Here is a 22,885-nt window from a genome sequence, read left to right as displayed (position 1 = left end):
GCGCGGCCAACCACAACGCACCGCTCCCCTCAAAGCGCCTCAGCTGGTCCGACCCTTTAGGGGCGCGGGGAACTGCGCGGCCAACCACAACGCACCGCTCCCCTCAAAGCGCCTCAGCTGGTCCGACCCTTTAGGGGCGCGGGGAACTGCGCGGCCAACCACAACGCACCCGCACTCGACAACGCCCCGCGCCCCGCGCCCCGCACCCCCCCTAAAAGCGACGCAGTCAGATCGTCGCGGTGTCGATCACGAAGCGGTAGCGGACGTCGCTCGACAGGACGCGCTCGTACGCCTCGTTGATCTGGTCCGCCGAGATCAGTTCGATCTCCGCGCCGAAGCCGTGCTCCGCGCAGAAGTCCAGCATCTCCTGGGTCTCCCGGATGCCGCCGATGCCGGAACCGGCGAGGGTCTTGCGGCCGCCCATCAGGGAGAACAGGTTGAGGGAGACGGGCTCCTCGGGGGCGCCCACGTTGACCAGCGCGCCGTCGGTCCGCAGCAGCGAGAGGTACGCGCCGAGGTCGAGCGGCGCCGACACCGTGGAGATGATCAGGTCGAGGCTGCCGCGCAGGTCCGTGAAGGTCTTCGGGTCGCTCGTCGCGTAGTAGTGGTCGGCGCCGAGCTTCAGGCCGTCCTCCTTCTTGCTCAGGGTCTGCGAGAGGACGGTGACCTCCGCGCCGAGCGCGTGCGCGATCTTGACGCCCATGTGACCGAGGCCGCCCATGCCGACGATCGCGACCTTCTTGCCGGGGCCGGCGTTCCAGTGCTTCAGCGGCGAGTAGGTGGTGATGCCGGCGCAGAGCAGCGGCGCGGCCACGTCGAGGGAGACGCCCTCGGGGATGCCGAGGACGTAGTTCTCGTCGACGACGATCTTCTCGGCGTAACCGCCGTAGGTGGGCTCGCCGTTCTTGTCGAGCGCGTTGTACGTGCCGACGTTGCCGCCGGTGCAGTACTGCTCCAGGCCGGCCTTGCAGTTGTCGCACTCGCGGCAGGAGTCGACCATGCAGCCGACGCCCACCCGGTCGCCGACCTGGAACTTGGTGACACCGGGGCCGACCTCGGAGACGATGCCGGCTATCTCGTGGCCGGGCACCATCGGGAAGATGGCCTCGCCCCAGCCCTCGCGGGCCTGGTGGATGTCCGAGTGACAGATACCGGCGAACTTGATGTCGATCAGGACGTCGAACTCACGGACCGCCCGGCGCTCGATCGTGGTGCGCTCCAGGGGAGCCTTGGCGGCGGGGGCTGCGTATGCGGCGACTGTGGTGGTCATGCCGGAACACTCCTAGGGGGGATGTGCGCCCGGCTGCCTTCCGGCCGGGCACGCTGAACAGCCTGCCCGAAACACGGAAGGCTACCCAGGCCACGGTTCTGCGTATGTCCGCTGTGCCTACCACCAGCGAGGTCAGGCTCATGGACGTACGACCGGGAATACTGGAGGGCATGGACGAACAGCCCGAATCCGCCACCGAGCCCCTGGACACCGGCCGGCCCCTGGACCGGCGCGCCGAACTCAGCGAGTTCCTGCGCACCCGGCGGGCCCGGCTGAAGCCGGAGGACGTCGGGCTGCCGGACTTCGGGCGGCACCGCAGGGTGCCCGGGCTGCGGCGCGAGGAGCTGGCGCAGCTGGCCGGGGTGTCGGTGGCGTACTACACGCGCCTGGAACAGGGCAACGGGCGGAACGTGTCGGCGGAGGTCCTCGAAGCGATCGCCCGCGCGCTGCGCCTGACGGACGCCGAGTCCTCGCACCTCACCCACCTGGCGAAGCCGAAGCAGCACAAGAAGAAGTCGTCGGCCCCGGCGCAGCACGTGCGCGGGCCGCTACGGCAGCTGCTCGACTCGATCGACACGGTCCCGGCGTACATCACGGGCCGCCGCACGGACATCCTGGTGTGGAACCGGATGGCCGCGGCCGTCTTCGGCGACTGGTCGGAGCTGCCGCCGCAGGAGCGGAACTGGGCGCGGCTGGTGTTCCTGCGGCCCGAGTACCGGGACCTGTTCGTGGAGTGGGAGCAGAAGGCGGCGGACATCGTCAGCATGCTGCGGATGGACGCGGGCTACTGCCCCGACGACCCGCGGCTGTCCGCGCTGGTGGGCGAACTCTCCGTGAAGAGCGAGGAGTTCAGGCGGCTGTGGGCGACCCACGACGTCAAGGAGAAGACCTACGGTGTCAAGCGCCTGCACCATCCGCTGGTCGGTGACCTCACCCTGCACTTCGAGGGTTTCCGGCTGTCGGACGGCACCGACCAGGCCCTGATCACCTATCACGCGGAGCCCGGCTCCCCGTCCGCCGACTCCCTTCGCCTGCTGGCGAGTTGGGGCACGGACGCGACCCGCGCGGGAACGTCGTCCGACCGCCCCGGGCTCACTCCGTGACACCGAGGTCGCCCCGCATCAGCTGCCGCATCGCCGACAGCCGGGGCACGACCTCCGTCAGGTCGAGCATGGCCTGCTCAGCGCTCTCGCCGTCCCGGGCCAGCCCCCGGTCGAGCCGCTTGACGGTGGCGTCGATGTCCGCGAGGACCGCGTTCACCGCACGCGACGCGTCCAGGACGCGCTCGGGCACGACCATCTGCGCCTCGGCGTAACGGTCCCGGTATTCGCGGCGCGCCTCTTCCAACTGGTCGCGCTCCAACTCCGTGTAGACGCCGTCGCGGATGCGGTGCAAGGCGTCCTTGAGAAGCTCGTGGAACTGCCGCGAGGAACGGTTCATGGCGGTGTAGGCGTCCCGGCGCTCCTCGAACAGCCGTCTGCGCTCGGCGACTTGGGCGTCCTCGGCGCGCTGCCGGGCGGTGAGGCGCTGGCTGAGCACGGGCGCGAAGAGCGTACCGAGCACACCGACGACGGCGGTGATCATGGCGGTGACGGCGGCGGTCATGATCCCAGGGAAACACGGGCGGCCCGCCGGAAGGTGTGCTTCCGGCGGGCCGCCCCCGCTTCAACTCAGCTGAGTCCCCTCCTACTTGGCGTAGTAGGCGTTGTAGATCGAGACCGTCGACTTGTTGCCCTGCTTGTCGGCGATCTTGGCGTGGAAGGAGATGGCCTTGCCCTTGGCCGGGTTGGTGACGGTGATCTTTCCGTTGACCACGGTCAGCTTCTTCCAGGTCTGGCCGTAGTCGTACGACACCCACACGCCGAGCGACTTGAGGTTGCGGCCGGCCGCCGCGCCCTCGACGGTGACCGGGAAGGTCACCTTCTTTCCGGCCTGGACGCGGCTGTCCGGGCCGGTGACCGCGTGGAACCGGGCCGTGGAGACCGGGAGTTGGGCGAAGGAGGAACCGGACGGCTTCTTCGAGGAGAACGTCCAGCTCGCGTCGATCCGGGTGGAGGCGGCGGCGACCTTGACGCTGCGGATGACCGAAGTGGTCAGTCTGTAGGAGGCGTTGGCGGCCGGGACCTTGAACGTGGCCTCGCCGAACAGCGGGTCCTTGTTGGAGCCGACCTTGGTGCCGTTGCGGTACAGGGTGGTGTTGACCGAGGTGAACGTCGACGAGCCCGGGTTTCCCTGGGAGTCGGCGAACAGCGGCAGCAGCCCGGCGATCTCGTTGCCGCTGCGGAACACGCCGTAGTCGGCGGTGAGATGGGGGCCGAAGACCGCGGTGTTGAAGGTCCGCGAATAGGTCTGACCGGCCTTGAAGGTCTGGAGGTCGTTCAGTGAGTAGAAGGCCTCCGGGTTCGGGTCGCCGTTCGCGTGGGGCGCGCCGTCCTGCTCGAAGTCCAGCTCCCACTGCACTCCGTTGATGGTGGAGACGTGCAGGGTGCGGGTGCCGGGCAGCTTCTGCGAGAGGGCGGCGGAGGTGCTGCCGATGCCGTCGGGCAGGACGCCGAAGGCCGACACCTCGCCGGTCTTGCCGCTCGCCGGGGCACCCAAGTGGGTTTTCACCGTGGCGAGTTCACTCGCCTTGTAGTGCTTGGTGTAGCCGGTGGCGAGCTGCTTGACCTTGGCGACGGTCGTGGTGTCGTACTGCTCGCCGGTGCCCTTGGCGAAGTGCGCGTCCCACTGCTCGGTCAGCGAACCGTCGGTGATCTGCGGACCGAGGTGCGCGGTGCGGAAGTTGTCGTACGTCGGCAGGAAGCTGGCGAAGCCGGCACCGTCTCCGTCCGGCGTCGTGACCGCGAACATCGGTGCCGCGAAGACCGACGTGGCGCCGGCGTCCGGGACCGTGATGTCGACGGGCTTGGCCGTGCGGGCGTCGACGGTCACCGAGGTGTTCTTGGAGATGTCCAGCTTGGGCTGGGCGATCCAGTCGACGCCCTTGGTGAGGTCGTCCGGGTCCACGTAGGTCGAGGTGTTGAGGACGTAACCCCCCTTGGGGACACGGACCTTGACGGTGCCCGAGGCGTCGTAGGGAGTGAAGTAGCCGCCGCTGCCCAGGCCGGAGATGCCCACCACCGTGGCGTCGTAGTACGGGGCCGGGGCGCCGTCACGGCCGATGAACTTCAACGTGAGGTCGTACGACTGCACTTCGCGCACCACGGCCGCGGCCGTACGGACGCTCTGCCCGCCGCCCGTCGCCGTCACATACGCGGAGTAGGCACCGTCGAGCGCCCCGCCGAGCTTGGTGTTGACGGTCAGGCCGACCGAGGCGCTGCCGCCCGCCGGGACGGTCACCTTGGTGGCGCCCAGCTTGTAGAAGCCCGTGGGGGCCGTGCGACCCTTGGGGTCGGTGGCCGCCACCGTGAGGGCGAGGGTGACGTCCTTGGTGCCGAGGTTGCGGTAGGTGAGCTGCTTGGTGACCGGGGTGTCGTCGGTGTGCGGCCACTGCTGGATGCCGAAACTCTCCGAGACCGGGTCGGCGATCACGGTCTGCTTGATCGCCTTGTCGACGGCGATACGGCCCGAACCCTGTTGGAACGGCGTGTAGTTGCCGCCCTTCGCCGACCCGGTCAGCGCGCCCTTCAGCTCGGCGTAGCCCCAGGTGGGGTGCTCCTGCTTGAGGAGGGCGGCGGCGCCCGCGACATGCGGGGTCGCCATCGACGTACCCGAGATGGTCAGGTAGCCGGGCGGGTTCTCGCCGACCTCCTGGTCGATGAGGCTGCCGGGGGCGGCGGCCGCCGTGATGTCGACGCCGGGCGCGGTGACGTCCGGCTTGATGGCGCCGTCGCCGAGGCGCGGGCCGGTGGAGGAGAAGTCGGCGAGCTTGTCGTTGCGGTCGACCGCGCCGACCGTGATGGCCGCGTCCGCGCTGCCGGGCGAACCGATCGACTCCGGGCCGTCGTTGCCCGCCGCGATGGCGAAGAGGATGCCCTTCTCGGCGGAGAGCCTGTTGACCTCCGCCTCCAACGGGTCGATCCCCGGGGTGTCCTGACCGCCGAGGCTCAAGTTGACGATGTCGGCGCCCTGTTGGGCCGCCCACTCCATGCCGGCGAGGATGCCGGAGTCGTCGCCGGTGCCGTTGTCGTCGAGGACCTTGCCGCTGAGGATCTTCGCGCCGGGTGCGACGCCCTTGTACTTGCCGTGCGACAGCGCGCCGGTGCCCGCCGCGATGGACGCGACATGCGTGCCGTGCCCGACGCGGTCCTTGGTGTCGGCGGCGGTGGAGAAGTTCTTGGCCTCGATGACCTGGTTCTTCAGGTCCGGGTGATCGGCGTCGACTCCGGTGTCCAGTACGGCGATCTTGACGCCCTTGCCGGTGTAGCCGGCCGCCCACGCCTTGGGGGCGCCGATCTGCGCCACCGATGTGTCGACGGCGGCCCTGCGGACGCTGTCGAGCCAGATGTGCGCGATGCCGGAGGCGGCCTTGTCGCCGTTGGTGACGGCGTCCCACAGCTCGTGGGCGTCCCGCTGCGGGGTCTGGACGGCGTCGGCGTTCAGGGTCGTCAGGGACCGGCGCAGGGTGCCCGCGTCGCGGACGTCGGCCTTGGTGGCGGTGGCGGCGCCCCGGTAGCCGACGATGACCTTCAACCCCGCCTTCTGGGAGGCGCGTTCGGCGGACTTGTCGAGTTCGGTGATGTCGAAGAGCCGCTGATCGAGCTTGCCGGTCGCGACCAGGCGGCCCGCGTCGGCGGGGATGACGAGCGTGTGCCCGGCGATCCTCCGCACCTGAACCGGTATGTGCTGACGGCCCTTTGCCGGCTGGAGGCCCACGACCCGGCCCTTGGCGTCGACGGTGACGCGGTCGCCGGTGATCAGGGTGAGGTGGTGTTCGCCGGCCAGCCGGTCCCGCGCGGCACCGGCGGTGGGCAACGCGGAGCCGGTCGCGCTCCGTTCGCCCTGTTCGGGCTTCGCCGACGCCGGGCTGGTCATGCCTGCGGCGAGGGCGACGGCGGCGGCCGTGGCGACACCGGCCGCGCACGCTCTCTTCACTTGTCTGCGCAAAACTCCCCCTGGAGCTCAGGTAGCGGGCGAATTTCCCCATTCGCCCGACCCGGGGAGAGTTCGCACACCTGCGCGGACACCCCCCGGAACACGCAGTATGCCGAGGGGTGATCAGCCGCTCAAGAGATGAGAGGAGGGTGAGAAAGCACAGCCGTGGAATGTTACGAACCCGCGTGAACTCCGTTACCCAGTCGCCGGGTTACTTGGACGCCGCGTTCTCCTTCACCGTGATTTTGCCCTTGCGGATGGTGGCGAGACGCGGCGCCTTCTTCGCGATGGCGGAGTCGTGGGTGACCATGATGAAGGTCAGCCCGTGCTCCTTCCACATGCGCTCCAGTACGTCCATGATCTCGTCGCGCATCGACTCGTCGAGGTTGCCGGTCGGTTCGTCGGCGAGCAGCACCTTGGGCTGCTTGACGAGCGCGCGGGCGATGGCGACGCGCTGCTGCTGTCCTCCGGACATCTCGCCGGGGAGGTGGCCGAGGCGCTCGGCGAGTCCGACCGACTCCAGCGCGTCGGCGGCCCGTTGACGCCGCTCCTTCGTCTTCACGCCCAGCGGTACGAGGGCGGTCTCGACGTTCTCCTGCGCGGTGAGCGTCGGGATCAGGTTGAAGGACTGGAACACGAAGCCGATGTTCTCGCTGCGGACCTTGGTGAGCTTGGCCTCCGACAGCTTCGCCAAGTCGACGCCGTCCAGCACGATTTCACCTGCGGTGGGCCTGTCGAGGGCGCCGATCATCTGGAGCAGCGTCGACTTGCCGCCGCCGGTCGGGCCCTGGATGACCAGGCGGTCGCCGTCGCCGATGGTGAGGTCGATGCCGTCCAGGGCGTGGACGGTTTCCTTGCCTCGTGAGTAGAGCTTGGTGACGCCTCGTAGTTCGTACATGGTCCAACTCCTGGAGAAGTAAAGGGGGTTGGGGCCCGTCGTGGGACGGGCCCCGTTTCGCCGTAGTTCGACTGCGGCGCCGTCGTGGCTGGTCGCGCAGTTCCCCGCGCCCCTTTGGGGCGCGCTGGAGTGACCGGCGCTGACCAGGGACCGGCTACTCGACTCTGCGCAGGGCGTCTGCCGGGCGGAGTCGGGACGCTCGCCAGCCGCCGAAGGCGCCGGCGATCAGGCCGCCGGCTACGGCGAGGCCGACCGCGAGCACGATGGTGGTGGCGTTGACGGGCGCGGTGAGCGCGACGTCGAGCGTCTTCGCCGCGGCCTGCCGGCCGCCGCCGAAGCCGCCGCCACCGCCGGGGCCGCCGCCCGGACGGGCGCCGCCACCGGCCGAGTTGCCGAGGGAGGCGGACAGGGTGGGACTGATCGCGGTCACGACATACGCGCCCGCCAGGCCGAGCGCGATACCGAGGACACCACCGACCAGACCGTTGACGATGGCCTCGCCGACCACCTGCCGGGTCACCCGGCCCGACTTCCAGCCGAGCGCCTTCAGCGTGCCGAACTCACGCACCCGGCGGGAGACCGCCGAGGAGGTGAGCAGACCGGCGACCAGGAACGCGGCGATCAGGACCGCGATCGACAGCCACTTGCCGACGCTGGTGGCGAGGGAGGAGGCGGTGGACAGCGACCCGGACACGGTGTCGGCGAGGTCGGCGGAGGTGGTGACCGTCGTACCCGAGACATTGCTCGTGATGGTCTTCTTGACGGCCGAGATCTGCTTGGAGTCGGTCGCCTTGACGTAGATCGTGGTGACCTTGTTCTTGTCACCGCTCAGGGTCTGCGCCTGCGTCAGCGGGATGTACAGGTTGGCCGCCGCGTCACCGCTGGTGGCGGTGGCGATCCCGATGACCTTGTACTTGACGCTCTTGATCGTGACGGTCGAACCGACCTTGAGCTTCTTCTCCTTGGCGTACGCCGAGTCGGCGACGACGACCTTGGAGTTGGCCTCGGCTGTGGTGAACGTACGGCCGCTGGTGATCTTCGAGGAGGTCAGCGGGCCGAGCGCGGGCTTGGTGACGTCCGTGCCGTAGACGGTGTACGCGTTGATGTTGAAGTTGGCGCCACCACCGGTGACCGAGCCCTGCGGCGCGCCGGTGCCGCCGCCGCGGTTGCCGCCGCCTCCGGTGCCGCTGCCCTGGTCCTGCTTGAACTGGCCGCGGGTGAACTGGCCGTCGACCTTGACGACGTTGAGGCTGAGCCCGCCGACGGCGTCGGAAACACCCTTCTGGCCCGCGACCTTGGTGACGGTGGTGGAGGCCAGCGTCGTGAAGCCCTGGACCATGACGCGGTCACTGCTCTGCGTCTTGCTGTCGTCGTTGTTGTTGGCGTCGAACTGGAACCGCGGCTGCTGCGAGCTGCTCGCGCTGGCCGTGGCCGCCTTGGTGACGGTCATGTCCGTGCCGAGTCCGTACAGCGACTGGAGGACCTTGTCCTGCGCCTTCCCCATGCCGGAGGACACGGAGTTGACCACGATGACCAGCGCAATGCCCAGTGCGAGGCCGGAGGCGACGACGAGGGCCGCTTTTCTGCGGCGGCGCAACTCGCGCCTCAAGTAGGTGAAGAACATGGCCCGCAAGCTAGGTACAGCGCGTGATGATGCCATAAGGCCGACATAAGAGAACGATGAGAAGGCTGTCCGTGGGCAAAGAATGGCCATGTGCGAGGCTGTCAATGGGGTTGCGTTGTGGCCCGTTTCGCGCCCTTTGAACAGGACTTCACCAGGGTACGACTCCGCTGTCGTCGAACATCTGGCCAGTGGGCCCGTCGTCGGGGAGAGCCGCCAGCCGGACGGCGATCGCCGCGCCCTGTTCAGGGGTCTGCGTACCGCTGAACCCGTTGAGGTCGGTGGCCACGTAGCCGGGGCAGGCGTTGTTGATCAGGATGTTGGTTCCGCTCAGTTCCTTGGCGTACTGGATAGTGACGGCGTTGAGGAAGGTCTTCGTCGGCGCGTAGGCCCCGCTGATCCCTCCGAGGTCGACACCGGGCGTGGTCTGCAGGGCCAGCGAGCCGACATGACTGGACTGGTTGACGATCCGCGGGTGCGCCGAGCGGCGCAGCAGCGGCAGCATCGCGTTGGTGACCCGGATGACGCCGATGACGTTGGTCTCCACCAGCCGCCGCACGGTCTCCAGGTCGATGGTGGTCGGCTCCTCCGGCCAACCGCCCGCCACTCCCGCGTTGTTGACCAGGACGTCAAGGCGTCCGGCCCGCTCCTCGATCAGCCGCGCCGCGGCGGTCACGCTGTCGTCGTCGGTCACGTCCAGTGGCACGCCGAACGCGTCGGCGCCCGCCGCGCGCAGTTTCGCCACGGCGTCCGCCCCGCGCCGCTCGTCCCGAGCGCCGACGCCGACACTCCAGCCCAGCGCACCCAGCGTGGCCGCGATCTCGTATCCGATTCCCTTGTTCGCGCCGGTGACCAGCGCGATCGTCTTCTCGCTCATGACAACGAGCATGGCCGCGCTTCGGCCGTGCACCAACACCACCTCGGTCGCGCATCAATACCCGGGCGACATGGATCGACCGTCCGCCGCGGCTACTGTGCAGGCATGGAGATACGCGAGTTGCGGTACTTCGTCGCCCTCGCCGAGGAACTGCACTTCGGCAGGGCCGCCCAGCGTCTGGAGATGGCCCAGCCGCCCCTGTCCCGAGCGATCGCCCGGCTCGAACGACAGCTGGGGGCAACCCTGTTGGAGCGCACCAGCCGCAAGGTCACGCTCACCGAGGCGGGCGCCGTACTGCTGTCCGAGGGCCGTGCGATCCTCAGCGCGGTGGCCGCGGCCGAGCGGCGTACCCAGCAGGCCGCGCACAAGCGCCCCCGCCTCGTCCTCGCCGTCAAATCCGGCACCGCCGACGAGTTCCTGGCCAAACTGCTCGACGCCTACCGCGCGGAGCCCGGCGCGGCCACCGTCGATCTGCTGCTCTGCGAGGCGCACCAGCAACAGACACTGCTGCAGAACGGGCAGGCCGACGTGGCGCTGCTGCATCTGCCCTTCGATTCGGCGGCCGGACTCGACACCGAGATTCTGCGCACCGAAGGACAGGTCGCGATCCTGCCCACCTCTCACTCACTCGCCGGCCGCTCACGGATCCGGACGGCCGAGGTCACCGCATTGCCGGAACTACCGATGGCGCGCTGGCCCGGCCCTGGCGGCGGCTACCCGGAGGGACCGGGCGCAGAGGTACGGAACCTGACACAGCTCTTCCAACTGATCGCGCTCGGCCGTACCACCGCGATCATGCCCGCATCCGCCGCTACCGACCTGCGCCGGGATCTCACCGCCGTGCCGGTCCTCGACGCGCCACCCGTGACCACGGTGATCGCATGGCCGTCGCGGAGCCGACTCCGCGCGGTCGCCGACCTGATCCGCGTAGCGACACGTCTTTAAGGGCGCTCAAGGCCGCCCAGCTCGCACCACACCGTCTTGTGGTCCGCCCCCTGCTCCACGCCCCACCGCTGCGCCAGCGCGTCGAGAAGGGCCATGCCCCGGCCGTGTTCGTCCGTCGCCGTGGCGTGGAGCAGGACAGGGAGTGCGCGGGCGTCCGGGTCGGTGACCTCGACTCGCGTGTGGCCGTCGTCCGTGCCGAGGACGCGGACCGTCACCGGAGTTCCCTCCCCGACATGCTCGATGACGTTCGTCACCAACTCCGTTGCGCACAGGCGGATGTCGTAGTCGTGGTGACGGAGGCGGTGGCGAAGTTCCGGTACAGCCTTGGGAGTTGCGAGCAGACGGAGTTCGAGGGTCACCGTTCGGCCGCCTTGCGGAGGGCGGCGGCCAGTTCACGAGCCGTCACGATGTTGCAGTTCCCGAGCGCGACGAGGCCGGCGGCCAGGATGTCCACGCCGAGGGAAGGGAGCGTGATGCCGTGCAGACCGAGGGCCTCGCGGAGTTCCTCGACGCAGAGGGTCGTGTCGTAGGGGTCGGACATGAACGGGTGCCTCCTGTGCGCTCTGTGACGAACACCTCACAGACTGGCGTCCCGCTGGCTACCGTAAAAGAGGTTTCGCGTTCGCGACCGGGTCAGCGGAGGAGGGCAAGTGGTGGCACGGGGCAAGGACATCGACGGTTCGATGAGCGTTCCGACCTTCTACGGCAAGGAGTTGCGGTGGAAGAGGGAAGAGGCGGGGCTGTCGTTGGATGCGTTCTTGAAGGGCATCTTCTACGGCAAGACCTACCTCAGCGACATCGAGCGCGGGGAGCGGAGGATGCCGCTGGATCTGGCTCAGCACGCGGATCGAGTGTTGGGGACGGACGGGTTCTTCGAGCGGCATTGCGAGGATGTGCGGAAGGCGCGGAGGACGGGGCACGCCGCGTACTTCGAGAAGGTCCTGGAGGCAGAGAAGCACGCCACGAGCATCGAGGAATGGTGCCCGATGCTCTTCCCTGGGCTCCTTCAGACTCCGGCCTACGCGCGGGCCGTCATCCTGGCGGGTCTCCCGCTGTCACTCGACGCCGACGTGGAGGAGAAGGTCAACGCTCGGATGGCACGCGCCAACCTCTTCGAGAAGGCTCATCACACCCCGGAGTACTGGGTCATCCTGCATGAGTCACTGCTCACCGAACCGCTCCTGGAAGCCCAGGACATGACAGTGCAACTGGATCGCATCGCGGAGTTGGCGGACCGTCGCCGGATCACTCCGCAGATTGTTCCGCGGAAGCAGAGGGCGTACCCCCTGATGGCCGCCTCCACCTTGAGCATGACGTTTCCGGATGCCCCGCCACTGGTGTACACCGAGGCGTCCTACTGCGGCGACACCATTGATGATCCGGCCCTCGTGGATCAGTACCGCAAGGCATACGATCGGCTCAGGGCCGTCGCGCTGTCACCAGGCACGTCCCTCGCCATGATCAAGGCAGCGGCGGAGGATTACCGAAATGGCAAGCACCCGGATCGACTTGAGTGACGCTCTCTGGTTCAAGAGCAGCTACAGCAACGAGAGCGGCGGCAACTGCGTCGAGGTCGCCGCCAACCTCCCCGGCCTCGTCCCCGTCCGCGACTCCAAGACCGCCCCCGACGGCCCCGCCCTCATCCTCACCGCCTCCGCCTGGACCCCCTTCATCACCACCCTCCAAAAAGTGTGACACCACCACCCAAAACCGTCACACTCAGCGGGAGGCCCCAGGTTCGCTGACGTGAGTGCGCAACGGCGGGGTTACAGGTACGTCGGACCGGCCGAACTGAAGGCTGCCGGCGCCGCGACGAAGCGAGCATGTGGCGTGTGCCGGCGGAGAGACGGTTCTGAGCGCCGGCGAGATCAGCTTCACGCGCGCGGCGGGCCGGTGGGCCGTGAGCGAGGTCAGCAACCAGTCCACCGGGTACTGCCCGGACATCAGCTCCTGGCCGGCGGTGGCCCGCGCCCTGGACGACGTGGAACTCGCGCGGCCCTCCGGCTTCACCCACGAGGTGGTCTTCCGGCGGTGCCCCGAGTGCCAGGAACACAACATCGTGCGCGAGGACTACTTCGTCTGCGTCTTCTGCGACAGCGACCTGCCCGCGGCCTGGAACGCGGATCCCACCGGGTGACAGCCAGAGGCTTGCCGCAGGCGCCGTAGCCGGTGAAGAGGAACGAGCCCCCGCCACGGCGGGTATCCGCGACAGGGGCTCAGGCTCACTCAGGAGCCTTCGGAGGCCAATGCAGTTGCCTTTGGGATGCGAAGATCGTTGCCCCGTGTGTGACGGGGTGGGGCGCGGGCCAGCGCGTGCGGATCGGGATCCTGACGAAGGTGTTCACCACCGAGCTGGTCGACGCGGCGACAGCCAAGCACGATCGAGCAGAGCGGCGCCGTCGCCTCCTGTCGGCACGGCTGGTCGTTTACTTCGTCCTGGCCCTCTGCCTTTTGGCCCGGGAGTCGTACGAGGAGGTGCTCCGCGTACTGACCAGCAGCATCCCGGGTAGCCGGGCCCTCGCCCTGGACGGCACCCAGTTCGACCTTCCGGACTCATCGAGCAACGGCGACACGTTCGACGGTCCCTCCACCACCGGTGGCGTCCCCTTTGGGTTCCCCCAGGTCAGGGCGGTGGTCCTTGCCGAGATCGGAACCCACGGAGTTCTCGATGACCGCCTCGGCGGCTACCGCGACGGCGAACGCAGCCTTGCCTATCTGCTGGTCAGGCTCCAGTCCAACCACCTCGGCACCGTCCAGGAAGAACTTCCGGATGGCTCGTATCTGTCAATGGCGCGACCAGGCAAGGAGGTCCGGCTCCGAGCCACCCGGGGAGGCCGGACACTGCCCCAGCACGTGATCTACCGTGTCATCACCTTCGCGAAGGACGACAAGGTCGCCTACCTGGGCACGACACTGCCAGACCCCGAGCAGTACCCGGCCGACGAGTTGGTCGCGCTCTACCGGGAACGCTGGGAGATCGAGTTCGCCTTCGACGAGATCAAGAACCATCTCGGCCCCGGCGGGCCGATCAGGTCGCGCACGCCGGAGGGCGTCCGGCAGGAACTGTGGGCCCACCTCGCAGTCCACCATGCGATCCGCCAGTTCGCCCACGCGGCGGCGCTCGCCCATCCGTCCGGCAGTGGACACCGACCGTGTCTCCTACTTGAAGTGCGTCCGCATCATCCACCGCAGCATCCCGTCCCAGCTCGGAGCGACCACCGCCAGGCTCACCCGCTCCTACAGGGAGGCCGGACGGGAGGCACGCAGCCGTCTCCTTCCGGTCCGCCGCGGCCGAAACTGCCCGCGTGCGATCAAGAAGCCGAACCGATGGCCGGTGCTCAGGACCCGTGCCAGACGCAACATGGTGCAGCCCGGCCGCTGGGCCCACAACCCGACCTCGAAGCCGAAGACACCCGCCGTGCCGGACGACCGGCGCTCAAGGGAACGTAAGCCCTGCCACCGCCGCCTTCGGCCTGACTGACTCCCGTAGACGCCTCAGTTCAATTACCGCGCTTGAACCTGTTGAGGTCGCAGACGTCTGGGTCACCCCGGTACTCATAGAGGCGAGGGACCTGCCGGCTTCCGTCGACATACAGCCCTGTGCCGTAGTAGCCACCCTCCTCCGAACTGTTCCAGTAGTCACTAATCCTGTGGAACGTCAGCGAGATGGGGTAATCGTCGCTGTCAGTGCTGGTCAGTTCCCACGTCCCGTTGCCGTCTCTCAGCTCTGGTGGGCCCTCTGCACCCTCAAGATCCGTCGGCCACCCCGTCGTCGTGAACGTTCCATCACCCTTGAGGGACACGGAACGGCCTGCTGCATCTCGATAGGTGCCGACCAGATCCCGATTGGCCAGTCCGTCCGGCTGTTGGCCCTCCCCCGGGCAAGGTGAGTATCTGGCGAAGCACCCTGTCGTGGTCGAAACAGCGGCCAGAATCAGTGCCCCCACAAGGCTGCCGAGCCTTCGGTTCATGGTCCCCCCTACAGCGTCGAGAATGTCCTGAGGCTGTACCGGAGCGGCAGGTACCAGCCGCTGGACTGCAAGTTGTCCGGCACTACCCGCTCCATCATCGCCGTAGCGGCCGCCAGCACCGTGCGCGGGCCGGTTGAGGCGACTTCTCACTCTTCGACCTCAGCGGAATGGTGGTTAAGGCAACTGCATTGGCCTTCGGAGGCGGCCTTTTTTCGTACGCGGAGCCGCCTCACTTCGGGCCGGGCCCCGAGGGGACGGGACCCGGAACAAGAGAGGCGCACCCGAGGGCGCGCCATATGACGGATATTACCGTCAACTCATATATGCCGCCGACCACTTGAGCAGGGCAGCAGAAAAGGCGGTCACCCCCAGCCAAGGGGGCAACCGCCTTCAAGCAGAACGGAGTTGGCGGCTCAGACCGCCGAACCCGCCTTCCACTGGGCCCAGTCCATGTTCCAGCCGTTGAGGCCGTTGTCGGGGGCCACCGTCTTGTCGCCGGTGTTGGAGATGACGACCACGTCACCGACGATCGAGTTGTTGTAGAACCAGGCCGCCGGCATGTTCTTGTCGCCCGCGCCCTTCACGTCCTGGAGACCCACGCAGCCGTGGCTGGTGTTGACGCTGCCGAAGACCGACGGCGAGCCCCAGTAGTTGCCGTGGATGAACGTGCCGGAGCTGGTGAGGCGGATGGCGTGGGGGACGTCCTTGATGTCGTACTCGCCCTTGCCGTCGTCATCCGTGAAACCGACCGTCGCGCCGTTCATCCGGGTCTGCGTGAACTTCTCGGACATCACCATCTGCCCGTTGTACGTGGTGTGTTCGGGCGAACCGGCCGAGATCGGGATGGTCTTGACGACCTTGCCGTCCTGCTCGACCTTCATCTGCTTCGACTTCGCGTCCACGTACGAGACCTGGTTGCGGCCGATCTTGAAGGTGACCGTCTTCTGCTGCACGCCGTAGACCCCGGAGGCGCCCTCGACGCCGTCGAGCGCGAGCTTCAGCGTGACGGTGGAGTTCTCCTTCCAGTAGTCCTCGGGGCGGCAGTCCATCCGCTGGGTGTTGAACCAGTGGCAGACGACCTCCTGGCCGCTGCTGGACGTGACGGTGACGCCCTTCTGGACGGCGGCCTTGTTGGTGATCGCCTTGTTGAAGTTGATCGAGACCGGCATGCCGACGCCGACCGTGGAGCCGTCCTCGGGAGTGAAGTTCCCTATGAAGCTGTTGGCCGGGGAGACCGTGGTGAAGGAGGCGTTCTCGTGGGCCGCCAGACCCGCGGAGTCCTTGGCGGTCGCCGCGACCTTGTAGGTCGTGGACCGCTCCAGCTGGGCGGTGGGCTTCCAACTCGACTTGTCCGCGGAGATGGTGCCCGCGACGGCCGTACCGTCCGCGGTCGTCATCGTCACGGCCGTGAGCGTGCCCTTGCTGACGGTGACCGCGGCCGAGTTGTTGATGGAGGCGTTGTCCGAACCGTCCGCCGGTGTGATCTTGATCTGGGCCTCGGACGACTTCTTCGCCGCCGCCTCGTCGGCCTTCGACTGTGAGCTCTGGCTCGAATCGCTGCCGGACGACTTGTCGTCGCTGCCGGAACACGCCGTGAGCACGAGCACACCGCCGAGCAGTGCGGACGCGGCCACAAGACCCTTGCGCCGCTTACTGTCCGTCATCACACGCTTCTCCATCGTTGCCAATCGCCGAAAACCCGAGCGCCCCGTTAAACAGTTCTTCAAGCACTTCTTAAGAAACCAACGCTACGACTGGTGCATCCCGTTCCGCCTACCCACAATCTGTGGGGCACACCACGTCCACTGTGACGCCCGGAACCGTTGAGACGACGAAACCCCGGACAGCGGTTGCCGCCCGGGGTCACTCGGTCCCGTGCACGGCTCAGCCGACCACTGCCGTCCCGTCTGCTTCCTCATCGCCGTCGACATCATCCTCGTCGAGGTCCCAATCCGGCGAATCCGGGTCGTAGTCGATCTCCTCACTGCTCCATGAGGCCTGGGCCAGTTCGACCCCCGGCATCTCGCCGACCAGGTCGAACGGGTCCACGAGATAGGCGAGGGCCTCGGCGGTGTCTTCCGTCACAGCGCTCTCGGCGTGCACCCGTTCGTCACCGGGCAGTTCCGGATCGTCGGCGATCTTGGCCAGCGCGGCCTTGGTCACGGCGTCCTCGTTCTCGACTTCAAGAACGAGTTCGACACGAAGGCGTACAAAACGTGATGTCTCTGGAGTGCTCATGCCGGGAGCGTACGGCCCACAGCCACCGTGACTTTCCCACGACCCGCAGAGTTCATTAGCATCGCTCCACACGGCCAATTCGCCAGCGCCACAAGGGGATCGATATTCCGTGTCAACCGCTCGCCGAACGATGCTGACCGCCACCGCCGCGGGCACCCTGCTGGGCGCCCTGTGGTTCGTCCCCTCCGCCAACGCGACGGTGACCGACCAGGTGAGAGTGGAGACTTCGGCGACGCCAACCTCCCAGGTCACCCAGCAGGCAAGGGTGACCTCGACAGCCGTCACCACCTTCTCGGACGACACCCACCTCGCCGACACCGGAAGCCCGGACACCACGCCGTACATCGTCGGCGGCACGGTGTTCCTCGGTCTCGGCGCCGGATTCGTGGCGTATTCGGTGCGACGGGAGCGCCTCGGGTTTTAACTTGCTTGACGGTTACTTGACTCAAGCTTCATAGTCCGCTCATGAAGAGATCATCGGGCATACGGCTGTGCGTCACCGTCGCGGTGGGCGCGCTGTCGCTGGCCCTCATCACCGGCTGCTCCGACGGCGGTTCGGACACCGCGAAGAGCACCGACGCCAAGAGCGACACCGAAGGCACCACGAAGAACTCCTCGAAGGCGCTCACCGCCGCCGAGTTGAAGAAGCTGGCCATCGCGACGGGCGACGTCGCCGGCTACGAGGTCGGATCGGTCGACAAGACCTTCCCCGCGACCAAGAGCGCCGTCACCGTCGACAAGGCGCAGTGCCGCCCACTGGCCTGGGCCATGGCCGGGCAGGCGCCGGGCGACGCGGCCACGGCCACGAACAAGCTGGTCACCGAGGCGAAGAAGACCTCCGCCACCCCCTCCAAGTCCGTTGAGGACATGAGCGAGAAGGAGTTCGAGGACGCGTTCGGTTCCGCACTGGACCGCACGACCACCGTCGTCGGGCTGTCCTCGTACGACGGCGACGGCGCGGAGAAGACGTTCAAGACCATCGCCGACGCGGTCAAGACCTGCGCGGGCGGCTTCACCCTCCTCCCCGGCTCCGACGGCACCAAGTACACCGGCGTCGCGGCCGAGAAGGCCTCGGACACCGGTGACGAGTCGGTGGCGTTCGGCGCGACCGCCGTGATGGAGGACACCGGCGGCGAGACGGGCACCGTGCACACCGAGGTGGTGAGGCACGGCAGCACCCTCGTCACGTACTACACGGTCAACCTCGGCGCCCTGATGTCGCAGAAGACCTACGCCATCCCGGCCGCGGTGATCACCGCGCAATCCGCCAAGCTGAAGTGACGTACGGGGCCCGGCTGTTGCCACGCGCGGGCCCCAACTCCCCTACAGCAGCGGCCCGGTGACCTTCTCCACGGCCTCGACGACATGCCCACCACGCACGAACGCGTCCGCCGCGGCGAGGTCGGGCGACAGGAACCGGTCCGGCCCCGGCCCCTCAACTCCCGCCGCCCGTACGGCATCGATGACCGCACGGGTCGCGGGAGCCGGCGCCAGCCCCTCACGCAACTCCACGGCACGCGTGGCCGCGTACAGCTCGACGGCGATGATCCGGGTCAGATTGTCCACGGCGGTACGCAGCTTGCGCGCGGCCGACCACCCCATGGAGACATGGTCCTCCTGCATCGCGGAGGACGGAATCGAATCAACGGAAGCCGGTACGGCCAGCCGCTTCATCTCACTCACGAGCGCGGCCTGCGTGTACTGGGCGATCATCAGCCCGGAGTCGACACCGGCGTCGTCCGCGAGGAACGGCGGCAGCCCGTGCGACCGGTTCTTGTCGAGCAGCCGGTCGGTACGTCGTTCGGCGATAGAACCGAGATCGGCGGCGGCGATGGCAAGAAAGTCAAGAACGTAAGCCACGGGCGCACCATGGAAGTTGCCGTTGGACTCGACCCGACCGTCGGGCAGCACAACGGGATTGTCGACGGCCGACGCCAACTCCCGTTCCGCGACGAGCCGGGCATACGCGATGGTGTCCCGCCCGGCCCCAGCGACCTGCGGAGCACACCGCACCGAGTACGCGTCCTGAACCCTCGGCGCACCGTCCTGGTGATGCCCGGTGAGCTCCGAACCGGCAAGCACGGCAAGCATGTTGGCGGCGCTGGCACCCTGCCCCAGGTGCGGGCGAATGGCGTGCAACTCGGGCGCGAGCACTTTGTCGGTACCGAGCAGAGCTTCCAAACTCAACGCCGCGGTGACATCGGCCGACTTGTAAAGCATGTCGAGATCGGCGAGCGCCATGACCAGCATCCCGAGCATGCCATCAGTGCCGTTGAGAAGGGCGAGCCCCTCCTTCTCCCGCAACTCGACAGGCACGATCCCGGCCTCGGCCAACAACTCACCGGCGGGCCGCACAACACCGTCCGCCCCCTCCGCATCACCCTCCCCCATGAGCGTGAGCGCACAGTGGGAGAGCGGAGCGAGGTCACCGGAACACCCAAGAGAACCGTACTCATGAACAACGGGCGTGATCCCGGCGTTGAGCACATCGGCCATGGTCTGCGCGACCTCGGGCCGCACACCGGTATGCCCCGAGCACACGGTCTTGAGCCGCAGGAACATCAAAGCCCGCACAACCTCCCGCTCCACCCGAGGCCCCATCCCGGCCGCGTGCGAGCGAACGATGTTGCGCTGCAACTGAGCCCGCAGCTCCGGGCTGATGTGCCGCGACGCCAACGCCCCGAACCCGGTGCTGACGCCGTACACGGGCTCCGGCTTGGCGGCCAGCGCGTCCACGATCTCCCGCGCCGCGGCGAGCGCCGAGACGGCCTCACCCGAAAGCTCGATCCGGGCGCCCCCGCGCGCCACGGCAAGAACGTCGGACGCGGTGACCCCCGACGTCCCCACCACCACAGTGTGCATATCCATATTCAGGAGCGTACGCATTGAATGCGACAGTGTCACTACCGGGTACCCACTTAGACCCTTACAGATAGGTCACTGGGCAGAGCGGGCCGACAGCCGCGTACGGCGCGAAGGTGACGTGTCGGGGGGTGTCCGCCCGCAGCGGTTGGCGCGTCAACGCGCTGACACTCTTGAAAGACCGATTCCGCGCCGTTCCGAGGACGGACACCCCCCGGCGCGGCACCGACCCACACCAAACCGCAGGCGGTCCACCCCTCACGCCCGCCGCCCCCGAAACCGCCGCCGCTCGGCAGGCATCTCCGGCGTAGGCGAGTCGGCAAGCCGCACCACCGGATCGTCCGGACCATCGCGCCCGGCAACGACCGGCCGATCCGCGCGCAGCGCCTTCGCACGGTACTGGGCGGCGTCCGCCAGCCGGAACAGCCGGCGCCCGGACCGTACCGCCCCGATCGGATCCTCGGTGGACGCAACCCCGCACGCAACACCCTCGCCCAGCTCCAACTCGGCGGCGCGGCGGCACAGTTCAGTCGCCGCGTCGACCACTTCATCGGCGGGCGGCCCGACCGCGAGCAGACAGAACTCGTCCCCACCGAGCCGCGCGGCCAGCGCGCCCGGCAGCATCGCCCCGCACAACGACAGCACCGACCCAAACCGTTCGAGCAGCCGGTCCCCGACCGCATGCCCCCGGGTGTCATTGACGCGCTTGAGCCCATTGAGGTCGCACACCACCAGGCTGACCACGACCCCGTCCCGCCGATGCCGCTCGACCGCCTCGTCGAGCCGTACGTCCACGGCCCGCCGATTGGCGAGCCCGGTCAGCGCGTCCGTGAACGCCAGCCGCCGAGCCTCCTCCAGCCGCTCGGTCTGCGCGAGCCCGGCCGCGACCACGGAGGCCAGCACGGTGGCGAAGTCCGCGTCATCCCGCCCAAAAACCGGCGCCCCGACCGGCCGCGCCACATACAGCTCACCCCAGGCCCGCCCGTGCAGCACGATCGGGGCGACCACACAACACCCACGCCTACGACGCCGTAGCGCCGCCACCCGCTGATGGCAGTAGCCGGGGCTGCCCGCGGCCGGCCCCTCGGCGGTCTCGACCCAGGCGTTGGGCTCGCCGCCCCCGGCCCACCGCTCGTGCAGGAACTCGGTGATCTCGGGGAACTGGTGCACCGGATACGTCTCGGAGTCCGGGAACTCCTCCTCGCCCGCCGCCCGCTCCCCCACGTTCACGAGAACCCGCAGCCGCCCCAGTTCCCGCTCCCACACCGACAACGCGGCGAAACTCCCCGCCAGCGCCCGGCACGCCCCGGTCGCCGCCGCCCGCCAGGACTCGCGCGGGGTGTGCGCCGCCGCCATCCCCTGCGCCAGCTCCACCACGGCGGCCAGCCGCCTGTCCTCACCCATCACTCCAGGCTAGGGATGTTTAGGACATAGCGGGACATTGATGCGGCGAACAGGTGTCGGCGGGCTTGGGTTGTCTGCTGAGTGCGGGGCCGGTGGGGGCTGGTCGCGCCCACGCGGCGGAGCCGCAAATCGACACAGCCCCGCGCCCCTAGGGGTTGACGCCGGGCCCGTTGACAGGTGGGGCCCTACTCCCCCGGCCACTCCGGCTTCCGCTTCTCGTTGAATGCCGCCACGCCCTCCGCCCGGTCCCCCGAGAACGCCACCGACCGCCACGCCGCGTCCTCGATCTCAAGTCCGGCCCGCAGATCCAGCCCGTGCCCGAGCCGCAGCGCGCGCTTGGCCGCCCGCAGCCCGACCGGCGAGTTCGCGGCGATGCGCGCGCCCAGAGCAAGAGCCTCCGCGCGGTCCCGACCCGCCTCCACCAGGACGTCCACGAGCCCCAGTTCCGCCGCCTCGGCCGCCTCCAACCGCCGTGCGGTGAAGATGAGTTCGGCCGCCCGAGCCGCTCCCACCCGCCGGGGCAGCAACTGCGTCCCCCCGCCCCCCGGAATCACGCCCACCGACACCTCCGGCAGCCCCACCACAGCCGTACCGTCGGCCACGATCAGGTCGCAGGACAGGGCGAGTTCGAAGCCACCGCCCAGCGCGAACCCGTGCACGGCGGCGATCGTGGGCATCGGGAGTTCCAGGACACCGGTGTACGCACCCCGGGCGACCGGCCGCTGCCGTACCAGCTCCGCATCCGTGAGCGAGTTGCGCTCCTTGAGGTCCGCGCCGACACAGAAGGCCCGCTCGTGCGAGGAGGTCACCACGGTCACGCGAACGTCCCGGTCCGCCGCCAGGGCCGTACAGGCCGCGGCGATGGAGCCCGCCATCGCGGTGGAGACGGCGTTCATGGCCTTGGGCCGGTCCAGGACGAGCTCGGCGACATGCCCCTGCCGCCGCACCAGCACGAACTCCCCGAACCGTTCCTCGCTCATGACGCCCTCCTGGTTAACGTGGGTTAACTGAACTCGCCCCGATCATCGCACGGGCCTTCCCCGTTCGGGTGACATGGCGCCCAACTCCCGCCGCACCGCCCGGAGAAGCGCATAACGTGCGTCCGCCACACGACAGGGGAGGGTTCGTGACGACGACCACGAAGGCGGAGCCGGCCGAGGCCACCGCGGACGTAGCGCCACCCGTCCTCCCCCGGGGCCGCCACCGACGCCCCAGGCCCCGCAAGGTCCTCCTCGCCTTCGGCGGCCTCGCGGTCGCCGCCGGGGTGCTGAGCCTCGTACGACTGACACCCGAGTCCGGGGTCGGCGGCGTGGGCACGGCGGAGGCGGAGCCGAGCCCGGGCGCGGACGCGGAGCAGACCGCCGGACACCCGGCCAACGCCGCCGCCACGATCAACGCCGACCCGACGGCGTTCCCCTCCGGGCTCCCCACCGCGATCCCCACCGCGACCTCGGTGATGGGCGGCGCGCGCCCGACCCCGACCGCGACCAGGACCTCCGGCGTCGTACCGACCCCGTACGCGACGGCGGCGCAGACATCCGGGGACGCGATCCCGACAACCATCCCCGAGACGCCGGCGGCCGACACACCGCAGGCACCGGCCACCCGCCCGACCTCGGCTCCGACGTCCGCATCCACCCCGACCCCCGCACCGAGCCGGACCGCCAACTCCCCTGCCCCGGCGCCGAGTCGGCCGGGTCTGTGCGTGCCGATCATCGGCCTCTGCGTGGACGCGCTGAAGGGCCACCCCTGAAACCCGCTGAAG

23 protein-coding genes are annotated in these 22,885 nt (G+C 68.7%); 9 read left to right on the top strand and 14 right to left on the bottom strand.

Annotated elements, in window-relative coordinates; translation table 11 throughout:
• Nucleotides 1–226: 226 nt before the first annotated feature.
• A complete protein-coding gene (locus ACWIHT_RS06735) occupies nt 227–1,270 on the bottom strand; it encodes an NAD(P)-dependent alcohol dehydrogenase (RefSeq protein ID WP_456165122.1) in 1,044 nt (347 codons plus the stop codon).
• A 170-nt stretch (nt 1,271–1,440) separates the two neighbouring features.
• On the opposite strand from ACWIHT_RS06735, the gene ACWIHT_RS06730 reads away from it, so the two are divergent.
• Nucleotides 1,441–2,373, top strand: a complete 933-nt coding sequence (locus tag ACWIHT_RS06730; protein ID WP_456165999.1) for a helix-turn-helix domain-containing protein — start codon at nt 1,441–1,443, stop codon at nt 2,371–2,373.
• Here the strand turns inward: ACWIHT_RS06730 and ACWIHT_RS06725 are convergent.
• The 5 genes from ACWIHT_RS06725 to ACWIHT_RS06705 form a co-directional block, all read right to left on the bottom strand.
• Complete coding sequence (locus ACWIHT_RS06725; RefSeq protein ID WP_456165120.1) at nt 2,363–2,875, bottom strand: hypothetical protein; 513 nt, start codon at nt 2,873–2,875, stop codon at nt 2,363–2,365. The genes ACWIHT_RS06730 and ACWIHT_RS06725 overlap by 11 nt on opposite strands.
• Nucleotides 2,876–2,956: 81 nt before the next feature.
• Nucleotides 2,957–6,304, bottom strand: a complete 3,348-nt coding sequence (locus ACWIHT_RS06720) for a S8 family peptidase (RefSeq protein ID WP_456165118.1) — start codon at nt 6,302–6,304, stop codon at nt 2,957–2,959.
• Between the two features lie 211 nt (nt 6,305–6,515).
• Nucleotides 6,516–7,202: an ABC transporter ATP-binding protein gene (locus ACWIHT_RS06715; protein WP_456165116.1), complete on the bottom strand. Its 687-nt coding sequence runs from the start codon at nt 7,200–7,202 to the stop codon at nt 6,516–6,518.
• Nucleotides 7,203–7,356: 154 nt separating this feature from the next.
• Complete coding sequence (locus ACWIHT_RS06710) at nt 7,357–8,826, bottom strand: ABC transporter permease (RefSeq protein WP_456165114.1); 1,470 nt, start codon at nt 8,824–8,826, stop codon at nt 7,357–7,359.
• A 148-nt stretch (nt 8,827–8,974) separates the two neighbouring features.
• On the bottom strand, nt 8,975–9,712 hold the full coding sequence (locus ACWIHT_RS06705) for an SDR family oxidoreductase (RefSeq protein WP_456165997.1): 738 nt from the start codon (nt 9,710–9,712) through the stop codon (nt 8,975–8,977).
• Nucleotides 9,713–9,805: 93 nt separating this feature from the next.
• Here ACWIHT_RS06705 and ACWIHT_RS06700 point away from each other — a divergent pair, with 93 nt between their 5' ends.
• A complete protein-coding gene (locus ACWIHT_RS06700; protein ID WP_456165112.1) occupies nt 9,806–10,645 on the top strand; it encodes a LysR family transcriptional regulator in 840 nt (279 codons plus the stop codon).
• Here the strand turns inward: ACWIHT_RS06700 and ACWIHT_RS06695 are convergent.
• Both ACWIHT_RS06695 and ACWIHT_RS06690 read right to left on the bottom strand, forming a co-directional pair.
• On the bottom strand, nt 10,642–11,004 hold the full coding sequence (locus tag ACWIHT_RS06695) for an ATP-binding protein (protein ID WP_456165110.1): 363 nt from the start codon (nt 11,002–11,004) through the stop codon (nt 10,642–10,644). The genes ACWIHT_RS06700 and ACWIHT_RS06695 overlap by 4 nt on opposite strands.
• Nucleotides 11,001–11,186, bottom strand: a complete 186-nt coding sequence (locus ACWIHT_RS06690; RefSeq protein ID WP_456165108.1) for a hypothetical protein — start codon at nt 11,184–11,186, stop codon at nt 11,001–11,003. The genes ACWIHT_RS06695 and ACWIHT_RS06690 overlap by 4 nt, the downstream gene beginning before the upstream one ends.
• A gap of 112 nt (nt 11,187–11,298) precedes the next feature.
• On the opposite strand from ACWIHT_RS06690, the gene ACWIHT_RS06685 reads away from it, so the two are divergent.
• The 4 genes from ACWIHT_RS06685 to ACWIHT_RS06670 all read left to right on the top strand — a co-directional run bounded on the left by ACWIHT_RS06685 (nt 11,299) and on the right by ACWIHT_RS06670 (nt 14,095).
• Nucleotides 11,299–12,162, top strand: a complete 864-nt coding sequence (locus tag ACWIHT_RS06685) for a helix-turn-helix domain-containing protein (protein WP_456165106.1) — start codon at nt 11,299–11,301, stop codon at nt 12,160–12,162.
• Nucleotides 12,134–12,340: a DUF397 domain-containing protein gene (locus ACWIHT_RS06680; protein WP_456165104.1), complete on the top strand. Its 207-nt coding sequence runs from the start codon at nt 12,134–12,136 to the stop codon at nt 12,338–12,340. Before ACWIHT_RS06685 ends, ACWIHT_RS06680 begins: the two co-directional genes overlap by 29 nt.
• A gap of 103 nt (nt 12,341–12,443) precedes the next feature.
• Nucleotides 12,444–12,782, top strand: a complete 339-nt coding sequence (locus ACWIHT_RS06675) for a hypothetical protein (RefSeq protein WP_456165995.1) — start codon at nt 12,444–12,446, stop codon at nt 12,780–12,782.
• Nucleotides 12,783–12,814: 32 nt separating this feature from the next.
• Complete coding sequence (locus ACWIHT_RS06670; RefSeq protein ID WP_456165102.1) at nt 12,815–14,095, top strand: transposase domain-containing protein; 1,281 nt, start codon at nt 12,815–12,817, stop codon at nt 14,093–14,095.
• Nucleotides 14,096–14,145: 50 nt separating this feature from the next.
• On the opposite strand, the gene ACWIHT_RS06665 is transcribed toward ACWIHT_RS06670, so the two are convergent.
• The 3 genes from ACWIHT_RS06665 to ACWIHT_RS06655 form a co-directional block, all read right to left on the bottom strand.
• On the bottom strand, nt 14,146–14,448 hold the full coding sequence (locus ACWIHT_RS06665) for a hypothetical protein (RefSeq protein WP_456165100.1): 303 nt from the start codon (nt 14,446–14,448) through the stop codon (nt 14,146–14,148).
• A 581-nt stretch (nt 14,449–15,029) separates the two neighbouring features.
• Nucleotides 15,030–16,280, bottom strand: a complete 1,251-nt coding sequence (locus tag ACWIHT_RS06660; protein WP_456165098.1) for a L,D-transpeptidase — start codon at nt 16,278–16,280, stop codon at nt 15,030–15,032.
• Between the two features lie 220 nt (nt 16,281–16,500).
• Nucleotides 16,501–16,854 (bottom strand): hypothetical protein, encoded by a 354-nt coding sequence (locus ACWIHT_RS06655; protein ID WP_200712146.1) that lies wholly within the window; start codon nt 16,852–16,854, stop codon nt 16,501–16,503.
• Nucleotides 16,855–16,984: 130 nt separating this feature from the next.
• Here ACWIHT_RS06655 and ACWIHT_RS06650 point away from each other — a divergent pair, with 130 nt between their 5' ends.
• Both ACWIHT_RS06650 and ACWIHT_RS06645 read left to right on the top strand, forming a co-directional pair.
• The gene (locus ACWIHT_RS06650) at nt 16,985–17,278 is read left to right on the top strand and encodes an LAETG motif-containing sortase-dependent surface protein (RefSeq protein WP_200712198.1); all 294 of its coding nucleotides are present in this window, start codon (nt 16,985–16,987) and stop codon (nt 17,276–17,278) included.
• Nucleotides 17,279–17,319: 41 nt separating this feature from the next.
• Complete coding sequence (locus tag ACWIHT_RS06645) at nt 17,320–18,135, top strand: hypothetical protein (protein WP_456165096.1); 816 nt, start codon at nt 17,320–17,322, stop codon at nt 18,133–18,135.
• Nucleotides 18,136–18,177: 42 nt separating this feature from the next.
• On the opposite strand, the gene hutH is transcribed toward ACWIHT_RS06645, so the two are convergent.
• The 3 genes from hutH to ACWIHT_RS06630 all read right to left on the bottom strand — a co-directional run bounded on the left by hutH (nt 18,178) and on the right by ACWIHT_RS06630 (nt 22,100).
• Nucleotides 18,178–19,716, bottom strand: a complete 1,539-nt coding sequence (hutH, locus tag ACWIHT_RS06640; RefSeq protein ID WP_456165992.1) for a histidine ammonia-lyase — start codon at nt 19,714–19,716, stop codon at nt 18,178–18,180.
• Between the two features lie 258 nt (nt 19,717–19,974).
• The gene (locus ACWIHT_RS06635) at nt 19,975–21,120 is read right to left on the bottom strand and encodes a diguanylate cyclase domain-containing protein (protein WP_456165094.1); all 1,146 of its coding nucleotides are present in this window, start codon (nt 21,118–21,120) and stop codon (nt 19,975–19,977) included.
• A gap of 185 nt (nt 21,121–21,305) precedes the next feature.
• On the bottom strand, nt 21,306–22,100 hold the full coding sequence (locus tag ACWIHT_RS06630; RefSeq protein WP_456165092.1) for an enoyl-CoA hydratase/isomerase family protein: 795 nt from the start codon (nt 22,098–22,100) through the stop codon (nt 21,306–21,308).
• A 146-nt stretch (nt 22,101–22,246) separates the two neighbouring features.
• Here ACWIHT_RS06630 and ACWIHT_RS06625 point away from each other — a divergent pair, with 146 nt between their 5' ends.
• Nucleotides 22,247–22,873, top strand: coding sequence for a hypothetical protein (locus tag ACWIHT_RS06625; protein ID WP_456165090.1), 627 nt, complete (start codon nt 22,247–22,249; stop codon nt 22,871–22,873).
• Nucleotides 22,874–22,885 lie beyond the last annotated feature (12 nt).

Source organism: Streptomyces sp. NPDC002276, assembly GCF_053891435.1.
Note: the sequence above shows the minus strand (reverse complement) of the source record. Positions and strands in the feature narration are given on the sequence as shown.

Coding starts and splice junctions, on each gene's coding strand:
- ACWIHT_RS06735 (WP_456165122.1), bottom strand. CDS start 1,270: ATGACCACCACAGTCGCCGCATACGCAGCCCCCGCCGCCAAGGCTCCC.
- ACWIHT_RS06730 (WP_456165999.1), top strand. CDS start 1,441: ATGGACGAACAGCCCGAATCCGCCACCGAGCCCCTGGACACCGGCCGG.
- ACWIHT_RS06725 (WP_456165120.1), bottom strand. CDS start 2,875: ATGACCGCCGCCGTCACCGCCATGATCACCGCCGTCGTCGGTGTGCTC.
- ACWIHT_RS06715 (WP_456165116.1), bottom strand. CDS start 7,202: ATGTACGAACTACGAGGCGTCACCAAGCTCTACTCACGAGGCAAGGAA.
- ACWIHT_RS06710 (WP_456165114.1), bottom strand. CDS start 8,826: ATGTTCTTCACCTACTTGAGGCGCGAGTTGCGCCGCCGCAGAAAAGCG.
- ACWIHT_RS06705 (WP_456165997.1), bottom strand. CDS start 9,712: ATGCTCGTTGTCATGAGCGAGAAGACGATCGCGCTGGTCACCGGCGCG.
- ACWIHT_RS06700 (WP_456165112.1), top strand. CDS start 9,806: ATGGAGATACGCGAGTTGCGGTACTTCGTCGCCCTCGCCGAGGAACTG.
- ACWIHT_RS06690 (WP_456165108.1), bottom strand. CDS start 11,186: ATGTCCGACCCCTACGACACGACCCTCTGCGTCGAGGAACTCCGCGAG.
- ACWIHT_RS06680 (WP_456165104.1), top strand. CDS start 12,134: ATGGCAAGCACCCGGATCGACTTGAGTGACGCTCTCTGGTTCAAGAGC.
- ACWIHT_RS06660 (WP_456165098.1), bottom strand. CDS start 16,280: ATGACGGACAGTAAGCGGCGCAAGGGTCTTGTGGCCGCGTCCGCACTG.
- ACWIHT_RS06655 (WP_200712146.1), bottom strand. CDS start 16,854: ATGAGCACTCCAGAGACATCACGTTTTGTACGCCTTCGTGTCGAACTC.
- ACWIHT_RS06650 (WP_200712198.1), top strand. CDS start 16,985: ATGCTGACCGCCACCGCCGCGGGCACCCTGCTGGGCGCCCTGTGGTTC.
- ACWIHT_RS06645 (WP_456165096.1), top strand. CDS start 17,320: ATGAAGAGATCATCGGGCATACGGCTGTGCGTCACCGTCGCGGTGGGC.
- hutH (WP_456165992.1), bottom strand. CDS start 19,716: ATGCACACTGTGGTGGTGGGGACGTCGGGGGTCACCGCGTCCGACGTT.
- ACWIHT_RS06635 (WP_456165094.1), bottom strand. CDS start 21,120: ATGGGTGAGGACAGGCGGCTGGCCGCCGTGGTGGAGCTGGCGCAGGGG.
- ACWIHT_RS06630 (WP_456165092.1), bottom strand. CDS start 22,100: ATGAGCGAGGAACGGTTCGGGGAGTTCGTGCTGGTGCGGCGGCAGGGG.